The following is a 13,199-nucleotide window of genomic DNA, read 5'->3' as shown; positions in this document are numbered from 1 at the left end:
CGGAGCACGTTTCGCCGCGAGATCCCGCGGCCGCCCGGACCGAGTCCGTTGTAGATTGTTCTCTCCTTGTTCGCATGATGAGCACATCGTTGAGCGATGCGAACATATGGTCGGGGGGTCGGCGAGTCAAGCCCGACCGGAGCAGAAGGCAAGCGCGAGTCAAAGGATGGTGAACGGGTGAACGCGGAGATCAGCGCGGCGGCCGACGCCGGCGAGAGCGACGTCGAGACCGGTCGCCGGAGCGGTCGGGTGCAGTCCGTCGACCGCGCCGTCGCCCTGCTGCGGGCGGTCGCCCGCGCGGCCCGGCCGGGCGACGCCACCGTGGCCGCGCTGGCCGCGACCTGCGGCCTCAACCGGGCGACCGCCTGGCGGATCCTCACCACCCTCGAGGCGGAGAGCATCGTCGCGTGCGACCGGCGCACCGGGCAGTGGCAGATCGGCGTCGGGCTCGTCGAGCTCGCCGGCGTGGCCAGCGTCGACAGCCTCGTCGGGTCGGCGCGGCCCGTCCTGGAGCGCCTCTCCCTCCAGACCGGGGAGACGGCAGCGCTCGCGGTGTTCCGGGCCGACCGGCTGACCTACGTGGACGAGGTGGCGCCCACGTCCGTCGTCGCCGCGACCTGGAAGGGCCGCGTGGTGCCGCTGCACGCCACGTCCACCGGCAAGGCGCTGCTCGCCTTCCTGCCCGCGGAGTCCGCGCGGACCCTGCTCGGGGGCCGGCTCAAGCGGTACACCGACAGCACGATCACCGACCGGCACGCGCTCGACGAGGAGCTGGAGCTGACGCGCCGCCGCGGCTTCGGCGTATGCCGCGGCGAGTTCGAGGCGTCCGCGTTCGGGGTGTCGGCACCGGTGCTCGACTCCCGGGGCCACCCCCTGGCGCTGGTGAGCGTCTGGGGCCCGGGCGGCCGGCTCACCGAGGAGCGCTTCGAGGCGCTCGGCGAGGTGGTGCGCGACGCCGCCGAGACCATCGCGCGGCCGCGCAGCGTCGTGCGGTAGCCGCCGCGGGTCGGGGGATCCCTACCCCGGCCCGTGGGCCGGCCGCCTGCCGGGACGGGGGAGCGGCGCCTAGGGTCGATGGCATGACCAGCACGGACGCCGCCGGGCGCGCCCCGGACCCGGCCCCGGGGCTCGCCTCCCGGGCCGGGCTGCTGCGTGCCCCCGTCGACCCGGCCACGGTCCGCGCCGTCGCGCTGCTGGCCGTCGGGACGGTGTGGCTGGCGAGCGCGGGCACGGTCGTCTGGGTGCTGGTCCTGGTGTCGTCCGCCCTCGTCCCCGCGCTCGGGCTGGGGCTCGTCGCGCTCGGGGTCACGCTGCCCGCGGCCCGCGCGTTCGCGGCCGTCGAGCGGGCGCGGCTGGCCGCGCAGACCGGCGTCGTCGTGCCCGCCCCGACGCCCGCTCTCCCGGGCCTGCCCCGGTCGTGGGCGGGGCTTCGCGCGACGCTCCGCGACGGGCGGGCGTGGGCCGCCGCCGCGTACGCGCTGGTCGGGCTGCTGGTGTCCCTGGCGTTCCTCGTCGTCGTCGTGGCGTGCGCCGCGGGCGCGGTCGCGCTGGTCGTCGTGGCGGCGCGGGGAGGCGTGGGGAGCGCGGCGGGCGAGGCGGGGCTCGCGTGGCCGGTCGCGCTGGTCCTCGGCGCCGTCGGTGCCGCGCTCCTGGTGTGGCTCGGGGCCGCCGTGGCGCAGGCGGGCGGCGGGCTCGTGCTGTGGCTGGCGCAGGCCTGCCTCGGCCCGTCCGCGGCCGACCTGGCGCGGGCCCGGGCGCGGGACGCCGAGGACGACGCCGAGGCGGCGCGCGAGCGGGCCGTCGTGCTCTCCGAGACCCGCTCCCAGGCGGTCGCCGCCGCGGACGCGGAACGCCGCCGCATCGAGCGGGACCTGCACGACGGCGCGCAGCAGCGGCTCGTCGCCCTCGGCGTCGAGCTCGGCGTGGCCCGCCGGCTCGCCGAGCGCGACCCCGCCGCCACGGCCGCCGCCCTCGAGCACGCGCACGACGAGGTCAAGGCGACGCTCGCCGAGCTGCGCGACCTCGTGCGCGGCATCCACCCCGCGATCCTCGACGACCGCGGCCTCGACGCCGCGCTGTCGGCGCTCGCCGCCCGCAGCCCGGTCCCCGTGCGCGTCGAGGCGGGCGCCGGCCTGGAGCGCGCCGGGTCGGCCGCGCAGGCCGCGGCCTACTTCGTCGTCGCCGAGGCGCTGACCAACGTGGCGAAGCACGCCGACGCCCGCTCGGCGCGGGTGCGCGCGGACGTCACCGACGACGGCGCCCGGCTGCGCGTCGTCGTCGAGGACGACGGCCGGGGCGGCGCCGAGCCCGCCCCGGGCAGCGGCCTCGCCGGCCTGCGCGGCCGCGTCGCCGCGCTCGACGGCCGCTTCGACCTGACCAGCCCGCCCGGTGCGGGCACCCGGCTCACCGTGGAGGTGCCGTGCGCGTCGTGATCGCGGAGGACTCCGTGCTCCTCCTGGACGGCCTGTCCCGCCTGCTGGTGGCCGAGGGGCACACGGTGACCGGCCACCGCACCGCGGACGAGCTGGTCGCCGCCCTGTCGCGGCCCGGAGCCGCCCTGCCCGACCTGCTCGTCACCGACGTCCGCATGCCGCCGTCGCACACCGACGAGGGGCTCCGGGCGGCCCTGCACCTGCGCAGCCTGCACCCCGACCTGCCGGTCCTCGTGCTGTCGCAGTACGTGGAGCAGCGCTACGCCGCCGAGCTGTTCGCCCGTGGCGCGCACGCCCTGGGCTACGTCCTCAAGGACCGGGTGGCCGACGTCGACGCGTTCCTCGACGCACTCGCGCGCGTCGCCTCCGGCGGCACCGTCATCGACCCCGAGGTCGTCACGCAGGTCATCGCCCGCAGCCGACGCTCCGACCTCGACCAGCTCACGCGGCGCGAGCGCGAGGTGCTCGCGCTCATGGCCGAGGGGCGCTCCAACACCGCGATCGCGGACCGGCTGGTCGTCGGCATGCCCGCCGTCGAGAAGCACGTCACCAGCATCCTCACCAAGCTCGGCCTCCCGCCCGACGCCGACGACAACCGCCGCGTGCTCGCGGTGCTGCGCTGGCTCGACCAGAACGGAGCACGACCATGACCACGACCGGCACCCCGCCCGCTCCCGCCCCGGCGTCGCCCGAGCCGCACCGCAGCCCGGTCGGCCGCGCCCTGCTGGTCCTCGGGGCGGTGGTCGCGGTCCTGGCCGTGATGTGGGGCGCGCTGTTCCTCGTGGACCGCGCCGTGGCGGGCACGACGACGCAGCACGAGACGTACGCCCCCGTCGGCACGGTCGAGCTGGTGGCCGACGGCGACGTGACCGTCAAGGCCGCCGAGGGCGGTGACGTGGAGGTCGACCGCATCGCGCGCAGCGGCCTCACGAGCCCCACCTACCGCGCGGACGAGCGCTCCGACCGGCTCGTCCTGACGCACGAGTGCCAGGGGTGGCAGTGGGTCCCGGGCCGGTGCGCCGGCCAGCTCGCCGTCACGCTCCCCGCCGACACCGCCGTCGTGGTGCGCACGTCCAACGGGGACGTCCTCGCCGCCGGCGTCGCGGGGGACGTCGAGCTGCGCTCCAGCAACGGCGACGTCGAGGCCACCGGCACCGGCGCCCGCCTGGACGCCGGCACGTCCAACGGGGACATCACGGTCGACCGCGCGGCGGGCGGCGACGTCGTCGCGACCTCGTCGAACGGGTCGATCGAGGTGACCGGCGTCGACGGGAGCCTCCAGGCGGTGACGAGCAACGGGCGCGTGGAGGTGTCCGGCGTGACCGGCGACGTCCGCGCCGAGTCGAGCAACGGCGACGTCACCGTCGTCGGCGACGGCGAGCCCGTGCGCCTCACGATCGACACGTCCAACGGCGACCGGACCGTCGAGGGTCCCACCGACCCGGCCGCGGACCGCACCGTGCAGATCCGGTCGTCCAACGGGGACGTGGCGTTCCTGGCCGACTGACCGGGGTGCCTGCGGCTATCGTCCTCGGCCATGGGGATCTTCTCGCGCCGGGGCGCCGCCGCCGACGGGCCGCACGAGCCGTTCGAGCTGGTGGTCGACACCGTCTTCGTCGTCCCGACGCGGGGGCACGTCTTCACCGGCACCGTGACGTCCGGGCGCGTGCGCGTCGGCCAGCCCGCCGTGCTGCACCTGCCCAGCGGCGAGCACGCCGTCACCGTCTCGCGGATCGACGTGCGCCGGCGCAAGGCGGACGTCGCCGAGGCGGGCGAGGAGGCCGGCGTCTACCTCGGAGGGCTGGCGCGCGGCGCGCTCCCCGTCGTCGCCGGCGGCGAGGGGAGCCTGATCGACGCCGAGGCCCTCGCGGGCTCGCGGCTGGTCGCGGCCCCGTAGGCCGGCAGGCCGCGTCTAGAGCCGGTCGGCGAGCGCGACGAGCGTCTCGGTGACCCCGTCGTCCACCTTGAGGGTGGCGAGCGGGTCGCCGCGCGTCTCGCCGCGGTTGACGATGACGACGGGCTTGTCCGCCTTCGCGGCGTACCGCACGAACCGCAGGCCGCTCATCACGGTGAGCGACGTGCCCGCCACGAGCAGCGCGTCGGCGTCGTCCACCAGCGCGTAGGCGCGCTCGACGCGCTCGCGGGGCACGTTCTCGCCGAAGTAGACGATCTCCGGCTTGAGCACCCCGCCGCAGAACTCGCACGGCGCGGGCACGAAGTGGCTGGTCTGCTCGATGACGGCGTCCGCGTCGGGCGCGGTCTCGATGTCGGCGACGGTGGCGCCGTCGTCGAGCACCGACTCGACAAACCCGGGGTTGAGCGCGTCCAGCCGCTCCGCGAGGTGGGCGCGGCTGATGACGCGCCCGCACTGGAGGCAGATCACGCGGTCGTAGCGGCCGTGCAGGTCGATGACGTGCCGCGAGCCCGCGTCCTCGTGCAGCAGGTCCACGTTCTGGGTGATGACGCCCCGGACCACGCCCCGGTCCTCCAGCGCGGCGAGCGCGCGGTGCCCGGCGTTCGGCTCCGTGCGGTGCACGACCTGCCAGCCCACGTGGTTGCGGGCCCAGTAGTGGCGGCGGAACGCCTCGTCGGCCACGAACTGCTGGTACGTCATCGGGGCCCGCTTCGGCGAGTCCGGGCTGCGGTAGTCGGGGATGCCGGAGTCCGTGGAGACGCCCGCGCCGGTCAGCGCGGTGACGGTGCGGCCCCGCAGCAGCCGGACGGCGTCGTCCACCGTGCCGCGGTGCACCACCGCGTCCGGCGGGAGCTCCCAGCGGCGGTCCTGGTAGGTGGGGGCGAGCGGCCGGGGCACGGGTTGCACGCCTTCGAGCGTACGTCGCCCCGCGGGCCACCACCGCTCGCCGTGAGGGACCCCACCTCGCCGTCAGCTCGTGGCGGTGCCCGACGACGACTGCTCGCCCTGGGCGCCCTGCGGGCCCTGGCCGTCGGGGGCGTCCTGGCCGGGCTGGCCGCCGCCTCCGGGGCCGCCGCCCATGCCCCCGGCGGGCGCCTCGCCCGCGGCGGCGGTGCCGACCTCGGTGCCGTCGGCGGTGAGGGTGTACGTGTCCCCTGAGGTGATCTCCGGGCCGCTGTACACCACCGACTGCGCGGGCTTCGTGAGCGTGAGGGTGGCGACCTGCGTGCCGTCGGCGTCCACCACCGCCACCTCGGTGCCGGCCTCGAGGGTCGAGTCGGCGGTCAGTGCCACCCAGCCCTGCGACGAGTCCGTCCCGGGGGCCTCGGCCATGCCCGACGACCCGACGGCGAGCAGCGTGCCGCCCGAGACGGTGAGGCCGCCGGCGGAGTCGAGCGCGCCGTTGCCGCCGTTCGTCGGGCCCTCGATCACGACGTCGCCGCCGCTGATCACCGCGACGCCGTTGGAGTCCAGCCCGTCGCCCTCCGCGTCCACGTGCAGCGTGCCGCCCGTGACCGTCAGCGACGCGCCGTCCTGGACCTCGTCCATGCCGCCCCCGCCGCCCTGAGGCGCCTGGCCGTCCTCCGGCGCTGCGCCCTGGTCCGGCGCGGCCTGGTCGTCCGTGCCCGTCGCCGAGTCGTCGGTGGCGGTGTCGTCCTCCGCCTCCTTCACCGTGGCGTTCAGACCGTCGTCGGACGACGTGATGTCCACGTCGCCGCCGGAGATCGCGATGGTCGCGGCCTCCAGGCCCTCGACCGACTTCTCGATCGTCAGCGAGCCGTCCGTGATCGCGATGTCGGTGAACGCCTGCGCGCCGTCGTCGCCCGCCTCGACGGTGACGTCTCCGCCGGTGAGGGCGACGTACCCGGCCGTGGCGTCGTCGTCGGCGTCGGACTTCAGCCCGTCGCCGCCGGCCTGGACGTCGATCGTGCCGCCGGAGACGACGAGGTAGTCCTTGCCGCGGATCGCGTCGTCGGCCGCGGTGACGGAGATGTCCCCGCCCGCGACGACGAGGCCGTCCTTGCCGGTGATGCCGTCGTTCGCGTTGCCCACGACCTCCAGCGCGCCGGTGCCGGAGACCGCCAGGTCCGCGGTGGAGTACAGGGCGGCGTTGGCCGCGTTGTCCGACGTCGTGTCGGCGTACTCGGCCGCGTCCTCGAGCCGGTTGGTGGAGCCGTCGGCGAGGACGACGGACACCTGGTCGGCGTCCCGCACATCGATCGCGGCGCCGGTGGAGCTGGTGATCTCCGCGCCGTCGAGCACGAGGCGCACCACGCCGTCGGCCGACGCGTCGACCACGACCTGGCCGTCGTCGAGCGTGCCGGAGACCCGGTAGGTGCCCGGCTGCGTGATCGTGACGGTCGAGCCGTCCACGGTGACGCCGTCGCCCGACGCGCTCGCGGTGTCGCCGTCGAGCGCGACCGCGACCTCGTCGGCCGTGTCCCAGGTCTGGTCGGCGAGCGCCGCGGTCTCCTCGGACGACAGGTTCGCGGCGAGGACGTCCTGTGCGGACCGACCGGAGTTGTCCGTCGCGGCGATCTCGGCCGCCGAGGTGTCGGAGCTGCCGGTCGAGGCCGAGCCGGCGGAGTCGGCGCCGCACGCCGCGAGGGCGCCGGCGGCGAGCGTGCCGGCGGCCGCGAGCGCGACGGTGCGGGTCCAGAGCTTGGTCGGGCGGGGGATGCGCATGGTGGGTCCTCTCGGGGGTGTGCGAGGTCGGGGTCAGGCGACGCCCAGCCGCTCGCGCCGCAGGCGGCGCCAGGGGTGGTCGGGCAGGTCGGGCCGCAGGGTGGCGAGCCCGGTCGCGTACTTGGAGATGCGGTCGGGGCGGTGGCCGGCGCGCCACAGGGCGCGGTCGGCGGACGACGGCGCGGTGCCGGCCTTGGTCTCGACGACCACGAGGTCGCCGACGTCGGCCGTGCGGACGTCGTCCGGTGCGCCGGGGCCGTCGAGGTGCCAGCGCAACCCGGTGTCGAGGGTCAGGCGGGCGTCGGGCAGCAGCACGGTGGTGCGGCGGTACACGGAGCGCAGCACGGGGGCGAGGTCCGCCGACGGGGGAGCGTCGAGGCGCGCCGCGGCGAGCCGGTCGTCCACGAACTCCAGCCCGGCGCCCTCCAGCGGGGCGGCGAGCTCCCACGGGCACCGCTCCTTGACGGTGACGCCGCGGGCGGCGCGCGTCTTGACCTCGAGGAACGTCGTGTTCCCCGTGTCGACGTAGGTGCGGGTGCGGACCTTGAACCGGCGCCGCCGGCGGCGCGCGGCCTGCCGGAACGTGAGCAGGTCGGCCGTGTCGTAGTAGGTGGACGCGTACGTGAAGGAGCGGTCGCCGCCGATCTCCAGCACGCGGGGCGCGTCGTGCGCGGAGCCGGCGGTGAGCGCCGCGAGCATGGCCGCGACCTCCGCGGGTGTGAGCACGTACTTGCGGTCCACGCGGGTCTGCAGGGCGGCGGTGGCGTCGAGCTCCTCGAGCGTCACGGGCTCGCCGGCGGCGAGGCCGTGCGCGACGACGGCGTCCGCCGTCGCTCCGGCGACGTCCGCCGGGGCGCTCATCGCGTCACCGCCAGGTGGTCGTGCGCGCCGGTCGGGGAGGGGGCGGGCCGGCTCCCGGCGCGGGGCAGCTCGTAGCGGACCTCGACGCGCGTCGTGTCGTTGGCGAGGTCGATCGACTGCACGCTCACCGAGTGCACGCGGGCGCCGAGCAGGGCCTCCAGGTGCGCGGTCAGCTCGTCCCGGTCGACGACGGCGCGGTCGAGGACGATCGTCTGCGCGGCGTGCCGGGCCAGGAGCCGCGGGTGGTCGGCCACGGCCATCACGACCAGGATCAGCGCGGAGCCCGCGACGCCCAGCCAGCCGACCGACGTGCCCAGGCCGCCGAGCAGGCCCAGCGCGAGCGCCGCGAAGTAGTACGCGACCTCGCGCTGCGACAGCTCGTCGGACCGCAGCCGGATGATCGACAGCACGCCGAACAGCCCCAGGCCCAGGCCGGCGGCGATCGTGCTCGACGAGAGCACCGCGGACACCGCCAGCACGCCGACGTTGACGCCCAGGTACGCGACGACGAGGTCGCGGCGGCGATGCCGGGGGAAGTAGAGCGCGAAGGTCAGGACCGACACGGCGACGAGGTCGATGGCGTACAGGGCGACGGGAGGCATGCGTGCTCCGGGGGTCGTGAGGGACCGTTCACGGTCCGTTGGTGGGGACGTCACCCAGTGGACACCGTCGGCTCCGGCACCCACTGAGGGGAGCCTGAGAATCCACTGCGAGCGATGGGACGCGGCTGGGAGGCGGCGCCCGCGTGCGTGCATCGGGCCTGGTGGCGAGCATCAGGTCGTGAGGACGTTCGGGTGGGGGCGACGAGGCGCCGCGGCGGCGGCCTCGCTCGCCGTCGCCCTCGGGTGCGCGGGGTGCGTCGCGAGCCGGCAGGAGCCGGGCCAGGCGACGGCGGCCGTCGCGGACGCGGCCGCCGAGGCGGCCTCCGCCGGCGAGACCGCGCGGATCACGGTCGGGCTGCTCGACGAGGGCCGGCTCACCGGGCCCGTCGCCGACACCGCCCTGCTGGACCAGCTGCGCGCCCTCGACGAGGCGGAGACGGCGCTGACCACCCTCGTGCCGCCGGACGCGGCGTCGGCGGCCCACCGGGCCGCGGGGCTGGCAGCCGTCGGCGACGTGTCGGACGCCGTCGTCGCCGCGCGCTCCTGGGTGGCCGCGCGGTCCGGCGGGGACCTCGCGGGCGCCGCGGGCGTCCCCTCGTCCGCGGACGCGCTCCTGGCCGACCTGGCGGACGCCACCGGCGCGGCCGAGGACGCCCTCGCCGGGGCGGGCGGCCCATGAGCAGGCTGCTCGCCCTGGCGCTCGGCATCCTCACCGCGATCGGCGGTTTCGTCGACATCGGCGACCTGGTGACCAACGCGGTCGTCGGCTCGCGGTTCGGCATGTCGCTGGCCTGGGTGGTGGTGCTCGGCGTCGTCGGGATCTGCCTGTTCGCGAACATGTCCGGCCGCGTCGCGGCGGTGAGCGGCCGCGCCACGTTCGAGGTCATCCGCGAGCGCCTGGGGCCGCGGGCGGCGGGCGCGAACCTGCTGGCGTCGTTCGCGATCAACCTGCTCACGCTCACCGCGGAGATCGGGGGCATCGCCCTCGCGCTGCACCTGGCGAGCAGCGTGGAGCCGCGGCTGTGGGTCCCGGTCGCGGCGCTCGCGGTCTGGCTGGTGCTGTGGCGCGTGAAGTTCCAGGTCCTGGAGAACGTGGCCGGGCTGCTGGGGCTCCTGCTCGTCGGCTTCGCGGTGGCCCTGTTCCTGCTCGGGCCGGACTGGGGCGAGCTGCTGCGCCAGGCGGTGCCGCCGTCGCCGCCCGGCGCCGAGTCGCCGGCGTCGTACTGGTACTACGCGGTCGCGCTGTTCGGCGCGGCGATGACGCCGTACGAGGTGTTCTTCTTCTCCTCCGGCGCGGTCGAGGAGCGGTGGACGGCGAAGGACCTGTCGACCAACCGGTTCAACGTCATGGTCGGGTTCCCTCTGGGCGGCCTGCTGTCGCTGTCCATCGCCGCGTGCGCGGCCGTCGTGCTGCTGCCGGCCGGCATCGAGGTCACCGCGCTCTCGCAGATCGTGCTGCCCGTGGCGCAGGCCGGCGGGGTGCTGCTGCTCGCCGTCGTCCTCGTCGGCATCGTGGCCGCGACGTTCGGCGCCGCGCTCGAGACCGCCCTCTCCAGCGGCTACACGCTGGCGCAGTACCTGGGGTGGTCGTGGGGCAAGTTCCGCCGCCCGGCCCGGGCCGCGCGCTTCCACCTCACGATGATCGTGGCGCTGCTGCTCGCGGTCGGGATCCTCATGACCAGCGTCGACCCGGTGGCCGTGACGGAGATGTCGGTGGTGTTCTCCGCCGTCGCGCTGCCGCTGACGTACGTCCCGATCCTCGTGGTCGCCAACGACCCCGGCTACATGGGCAGGCACGTCAACGGGCGGGTGGTGAACGCCCTGGGCACGGTGTTCCTGGTGATCGTGGTCGTCGCCGCGGTCGCGGCGGTCCCCCTGATGATCGCGACGGGAGCGGGGTCATGACCGAGCGGATCGTGGACGCCCGCCTGCACCTGCTGAGCCGGCAGGTCCTCGACGCGGACGGAGAGCCCGTCCGGACGGTGGACGACCTGGAGCTGGCCGGGCCGGACGGCGGCGAGGTCGAGGTGGGTCGGGAGGCGCACGTGTCCGCCATCCTCGTCGGCCCGCTCCTGGCGACGCGGCTCTTCGGCGGCCGGGTGCCCTCCTCGCGGATGCCGCGCATCGCGTGGGAGGACGTCGGCCACGTGGGGACGGCGGTCGAGCTCACGGTGCCCTCCGACCGGCTCGACGCCGACTGGGTGGAGCACTGGCTCCGCGAGCGGCTGGTCGGGCGCATCCCCGGCGGCCGCCACGACCCGGAGGCCGGCGGATGAACGTGGGCGACCTGCTCGACGCGCCCGTCCTCGACCACGACGGCGCCCCGCTCGGGGTGGTCGTCGACGTGCGCCTCGCGCTGGAGGTCGTCGACGAGCCGGAGGGCGCCCCGGGCGAGGGGGAGGATCGCGAGGAGGCGGAGCACGACGCCCCGCTGAGCGCGCAGGCCCGGCGTGACGCCGTCGGCCGGGCGCGGGTGGTGGGGCTGCTGGTGGGGCCCCGCGGCGCGGGCTCGTTCCACGGCTACGAGCGGACCGACGTGCGGTCGCCGTGGCCGGTCCCGCAGCTCGTGCGCCGCCGCCACCGCGGTACGTTCCTCGTGCGGTGGGAGGACGTCGAGGCGCTCGACGGCACGGAGGACGGCGGGAGCGTGCGCCTCGTCCAGGGGTACGAGCAGCTCCCGCCGGACCTCGGATGACGGGTGCCGGGACGGCGCGCCCGCGGGTCGTGGCCGTCGTGCACCGTGCCTGGGTGCTGCACCCGCGGTGGTCCCTCGCGGTGCGGGGCGCGGTGGCGGCCGGGCTGGCGTGGGCGGTCGCCGTGCTGGCGCCGGCGCCGTTCTCCGAGTACCCGTTCTACGCACCGCTAGGAGCCGTGGTCGCCACGACGGCGACCCCGGTCAGGTCCCTGCGCGAGTCGCTGCAGACGGTGGGGGCGCTGCTCCTCGGGGCGCTGATCGCGCTGGTCGCCGACGTCGTGCTCGCGCCGAGCGTCCTCGCCGTCGCGCTCGTGGTGGGCGTCGCCCTCCTGTGCGCCGGATGGCGCGTGCTCGGCAGTGCCGGGGTGTGGGTCGCGAACTCCGCGATCTTCGTGCTGGTCCTCGGCCAGGGCGAGGACGCGAGCTACGTGGCCGCGTTCGCCGGGCTGATCCTCGTCGGGGCCCTGATCGGCACGGGCGTCAACCTCCTGCTCCCCTCGCTTCCGCTGGCGCCGTCCGACGTGGCGCTGGATGCCCTGCGTGACGCTCTCACGGACCAGCTCGACGCCCTCGCCGACGGGCTCGAGCACGAGGGAGCGCTCGACGCCGACGAGTGGGAGCGTCGGCGGGAGGCATTGTTCCCGACCATCGAGCGCGCCCGGCGGGCGGTCGACGTCGCGCGGGAGTCGTCCCGGGGGAACATGCGGGCGCACCGCCACAGCGCCTGGGCGTCGTCCCAGGGGAGGCGGGCGCGGACGCTCGGCACCGCCGCGGGCGTCGTCGACGAGGTGGTGCGCCTGCTGGTGGACTGGGAGGCCGCCGGCCGCGACGACGTCGCGCTGGGGCCGCCGCTGCGTCCCGTGGTGGCCCGTGCGCTGCGGGCCCTGGCCGCGGCCCTCCAGGACCCGACGGAGGGTGACGAGGCCGCGGGCCGGTTCGCCGCCGCGGTCGACGACCTGCGGGCCGAGGTGCGGGACTCGCGCGACCGGTCCGGCGACGACCACCTCGTCGCGGGGGCGCTCGTCGTCGTGCTGGGGCGGGCGGTGGAGGCCGTGGCGGGGTGACCACCGGGGAGAAGTGGGCGGGGCGGGCCCCCGCGGTCTCGCCGGTCCGGGAGGGAACCGGGTGCCGCGCTGCTGGACATCCGGTCCGCGGCCCCGCGGAGCGGTGGTCGCACCGACATCGTCACCAGGGACGGAGATGGTCGCCACCGCGGCGGACCGGGGCGCCGCCTCGCTGCCCCCCCTGTCGCCCGGCAGACGAAAGGGGCTACGGTCGGTCGGAGTCATGAGGCGGCTCGGCTGGGCGGCGGACGCCCGCAGCGGGAGGGACACCACCATGACCGACAGCAGGAAGTGGGACATCGAAGGCACGCTCGCCCTCGGCGCGAGCCACCCCGTCGGGCGCTATCGCCACGACCTCGCGACGGGCCGCTGGTGGTGGTCGGACGAGACGTATCGCATCCACGGCTTCGAGCCGGGGGAGGTCGTGCCGACCACCGAGCTCATCCTGGCGCACAAGCACCCCGACGACAGGGACCGTGTGAGCCAGGTGCTCCGTCGCGCCTGCGTGACGGGCGAGCCGTTCAGCAGCGTGCACCGCATCATGGACGCCCACGGCGACGAGCGGACCCTCGCCGTCGTCGGGGAGGGGCGCACCGACGAGGCGGGCGCCGTGTGCGAGCTCGTCGGGTTCTTCACCGACGTCACCCCCGCCGTCGCGCGGATCGCCGACGCGCGCGCGACGTCCAGCATCCGGGCCTCCGCCGCGAGCCGCGCCGCGATCGAGCAGGCCAAGGCGATCGTCATGTGCGCCGTCCGCACGGACATGGAGGGGGCGTTCGACTGGCTGCGGGAGGCGTCGAACCACTCGAACGTGCCGCTGCGCGACCTCTCCGCCCGGATCGTGGCGCTCGCCTCGGCCGGCAACGGGGACATGCGCGTCGTCGCGGAGGCACTGGCCGACCTGCTCGTGCCCCGGTCGGAGTCGCCGACCGCTCCGCGGTAGCC

The 13,199-nt window shown here is 76.1% G+C and carries 15 protein-coding genes; 11 read left to right on the top strand and 4 right to left on the bottom strand.

Translation table 11 applies throughout. The features are described from left to right. The first annotated feature begins 177 nt into the window (after nt 1-177). The 5 genes from ACFU5J_RS10105 (at nt 178) to ACFU5J_RS10085 (ending at nt 4,329) form a co-directional block, all read left to right on the top strand. The gene (locus tag ACFU5J_RS10105; RefSeq protein ID WP_430578635.1) at nt 178-996 is read left to right on the top strand and encodes an IclR family transcriptional regulator; all 819 of its coding nucleotides are present in this window, start codon (nt 178-180) and stop codon (nt 994-996) included. An 83-nt stretch (nt 997-1,079) separates the two neighbouring features. After that, nucleotides 1,080-2,432: a sensor histidine kinase gene (locus tag ACFU5J_RS10100; protein WP_430578634.1), complete on the top strand. Its 1,353-nt coding sequence runs from the start codon at nt 1,080-1,082 to the stop codon at nt 2,430-2,432. Beyond that, the gene (locus tag ACFU5J_RS10095) at nt 2,420-3,082 is read left to right on the top strand and encodes a response regulator (protein ID WP_430578633.1); all 663 of its coding nucleotides are present in this window, start codon (nt 2,420-2,422) and stop codon (nt 3,080-3,082) included. Before ACFU5J_RS10100 ends, ACFU5J_RS10095 begins: the two co-directional genes overlap by 13 nt. After that, nucleotides 3,079-3,939, top strand: a complete 861-nt coding sequence (locus ACFU5J_RS10090; RefSeq protein WP_430578632.1) for a DUF4097 domain-containing protein — start codon at nt 3,079-3,081, stop codon at nt 3,937-3,939. Before ACFU5J_RS10095 ends, ACFU5J_RS10090 begins: the two co-directional genes overlap by 4 nt. A gap of 30 nt (nt 3,940-3,969) precedes the next feature. Beyond that, entirely contained in the window at nt 3,970-4,329 is a 360-nt protein-coding gene (locus ACFU5J_RS10085) for a hypothetical protein (protein WP_430578631.1), read from the top strand. 15 nt (nt 4,330-4,344) lie between these two features. Here ACFU5J_RS10085 and ACFU5J_RS10080 read toward each other — a convergent pair whose 3' ends face one another. From ACFU5J_RS10080 to ACFU5J_RS10065, 4 genes are all read right to left on the bottom strand, one after another. After that, a complete protein-coding gene (locus tag ACFU5J_RS10080) occupies nt 4,345-5,253 on the bottom strand; it encodes an NAD-dependent protein deacetylase (protein WP_430578630.1) in 909 nt (302 codons plus the stop codon). 63 nt (nt 5,254-5,316) lie between these two features. Then, nucleotides 5,317-7,032 (bottom strand): carbohydrate-binding domain-containing protein, encoded by a 1,716-nt coding sequence (locus ACFU5J_RS10075; RefSeq protein WP_430578629.1) that lies wholly within the window; start codon nt 7,030-7,032, stop codon nt 5,317-5,319. 33 nt (nt 7,033-7,065) lie between these two features. After that, nucleotides 7,066-7,893 (bottom strand): polyphosphate polymerase domain-containing protein, encoded by an 828-nt coding sequence (locus ACFU5J_RS10070; RefSeq protein ID WP_430578628.1) that lies wholly within the window; start codon nt 7,891-7,893, stop codon nt 7,066-7,068. Beyond that, nucleotides 7,890-8,495, bottom strand: a complete 606-nt coding sequence (locus tag ACFU5J_RS10065) for a DUF4956 domain-containing protein (protein ID WP_430578627.1) — start codon at nt 8,493-8,495, stop codon at nt 7,890-7,892. Before ACFU5J_RS10065 ends, ACFU5J_RS10070 begins: the two co-directional genes overlap by 4 nt. Nucleotides 8,496-8,673: 178 nt before the next feature. Between ACFU5J_RS10065 and ACFU5J_RS10060 the strand changes: the two genes are divergently transcribed. The 6 genes from ACFU5J_RS10060 (at nt 8,674) to ACFU5J_RS10035 (ending at nt 13,197) form a co-directional block, all read left to right on the top strand. Next, nucleotides 8,674-9,174: a hypothetical protein gene (locus tag ACFU5J_RS10060; RefSeq protein ID WP_430578626.1), complete on the top strand. Its 501-nt coding sequence runs from the start codon at nt 8,674-8,676 to the stop codon at nt 9,172-9,174. Continuing rightward, entirely contained in the window at nt 9,171-10,400 is a 1,230-nt protein-coding gene (locus ACFU5J_RS10055; RefSeq protein ID WP_430578625.1) for an NRAMP family divalent metal transporter, read from the top strand. The genes ACFU5J_RS10060 and ACFU5J_RS10055 overlap by 4 nt, the downstream gene beginning before the upstream one ends. Beyond that, nucleotides 10,397-10,771: a hypothetical protein gene (locus ACFU5J_RS10050; protein ID WP_430576839.1), complete on the top strand. Its 375-nt coding sequence runs from the start codon at nt 10,397-10,399 to the stop codon at nt 10,769-10,771. The genes ACFU5J_RS10055 and ACFU5J_RS10050 overlap by 4 nt, the downstream gene beginning before the upstream one ends. Then, nucleotides 10,768-11,190 (top strand): PRC-barrel domain containing protein, encoded by a 423-nt coding sequence (locus tag ACFU5J_RS10045; RefSeq protein WP_430578624.1) that lies wholly within the window; start codon nt 10,768-10,770, stop codon nt 11,188-11,190. Before ACFU5J_RS10050 ends, ACFU5J_RS10045 begins: the two co-directional genes overlap by 4 nt. After that, nucleotides 11,187-12,254 (top strand): aromatic acid exporter family protein, encoded by a 1,068-nt coding sequence (locus ACFU5J_RS10040; protein WP_430578623.1) that lies wholly within the window; start codon nt 11,187-11,189, stop codon nt 12,252-12,254. The genes ACFU5J_RS10045 and ACFU5J_RS10040 overlap by 4 nt, the downstream gene beginning before the upstream one ends. A 274-nt stretch (nt 12,255-12,528) precedes the next feature. After that, nucleotides 12,529-13,197 (top strand): PAS and ANTAR domain-containing protein, encoded by a 669-nt coding sequence (locus tag ACFU5J_RS10035; protein WP_430578622.1) that lies wholly within the window; start codon nt 12,529-12,531, stop codon nt 13,195-13,197. The last annotated feature ends 2 nt before the right edge of the window (nt 13,198-13,199 follow it).

This window comes from Isoptericola sp. NPDC057559, assembly GCF_042801555.1.
Lineage (GTDB): Bacteria > Actinomycetota > Actinomycetes > Actinomycetales > Cellulomonadaceae > Isoptericola.
Note: the sequence above shows the minus strand (reverse complement) of the source record. Positions and strands in the feature narration are given on the sequence as shown.

Bases quoted from the DNA above. Each gene is read 5' to 3' on its own strand.
- ACFU5J_RS10040 (WP_430578623.1), top strand. From the start codon at position 11,187: ATGACGGGTGCCGGGACGGCGCGCCCGCGGGTCGTGGCCGTCGTGCAC.
- ACFU5J_RS10035 (WP_430578622.1), top strand. From the start codon at position 12,529: ATGACCGACAGCAGGAAGTGGGACATCGAAGGCACGCTCGCCCTCGGC.
- ACFU5J_RS10050 (WP_430576839.1), top strand. From the start codon at position 10,397: ATGACCGAGCGGATCGTGGACGCCCGCCTGCACCTGCTGAGCCGGCAG.
- ACFU5J_RS10100 (WP_430578634.1), top strand. From the start codon at position 1,080: ATGACCAGCACGGACGCCGCCGGGCGCGCCCCGGACCCGGCCCCGGGG.
- ACFU5J_RS10055 (WP_430578625.1), top strand. From the start codon at position 9,171: ATGAGCAGGCTGCTCGCCCTGGCGCTCGGCATCCTCACCGCGATCGGC.
- ACFU5J_RS10045 (WP_430578624.1), top strand. From the start codon at position 10,768: ATGAACGTGGGCGACCTGCTCGACGCGCCCGTCCTCGACCACGACGGC.
- ACFU5J_RS10065 (WP_430578627.1), bottom strand. From the start codon at position 8,495: ATGCCTCCCGTCGCCCTGTACGCCATCGACCTCGTCGCCGTGTCGGTC.
- ACFU5J_RS10085 (WP_430578631.1), top strand. From the start codon at position 3,970: ATGGGGATCTTCTCGCGCCGGGGCGCCGCCGCCGACGGGCCGCACGAG.
- ACFU5J_RS10090 (WP_430578632.1), top strand. From the start codon at position 3,079: ATGACCACGACCGGCACCCCGCCCGCTCCCGCCCCGGCGTCGCCCGAG.
- ACFU5J_RS10075 (WP_430578629.1), bottom strand. From the start codon at position 7,032: ATGCGCATCCCCCGCCCGACCAAGCTCTGGACCCGCACCGTCGCGCTC.
- ACFU5J_RS10070 (WP_430578628.1), bottom strand. From the start codon at position 7,893: ATGAGCGCCCCGGCGGACGTCGCCGGAGCGACGGCGGACGCCGTCGTC.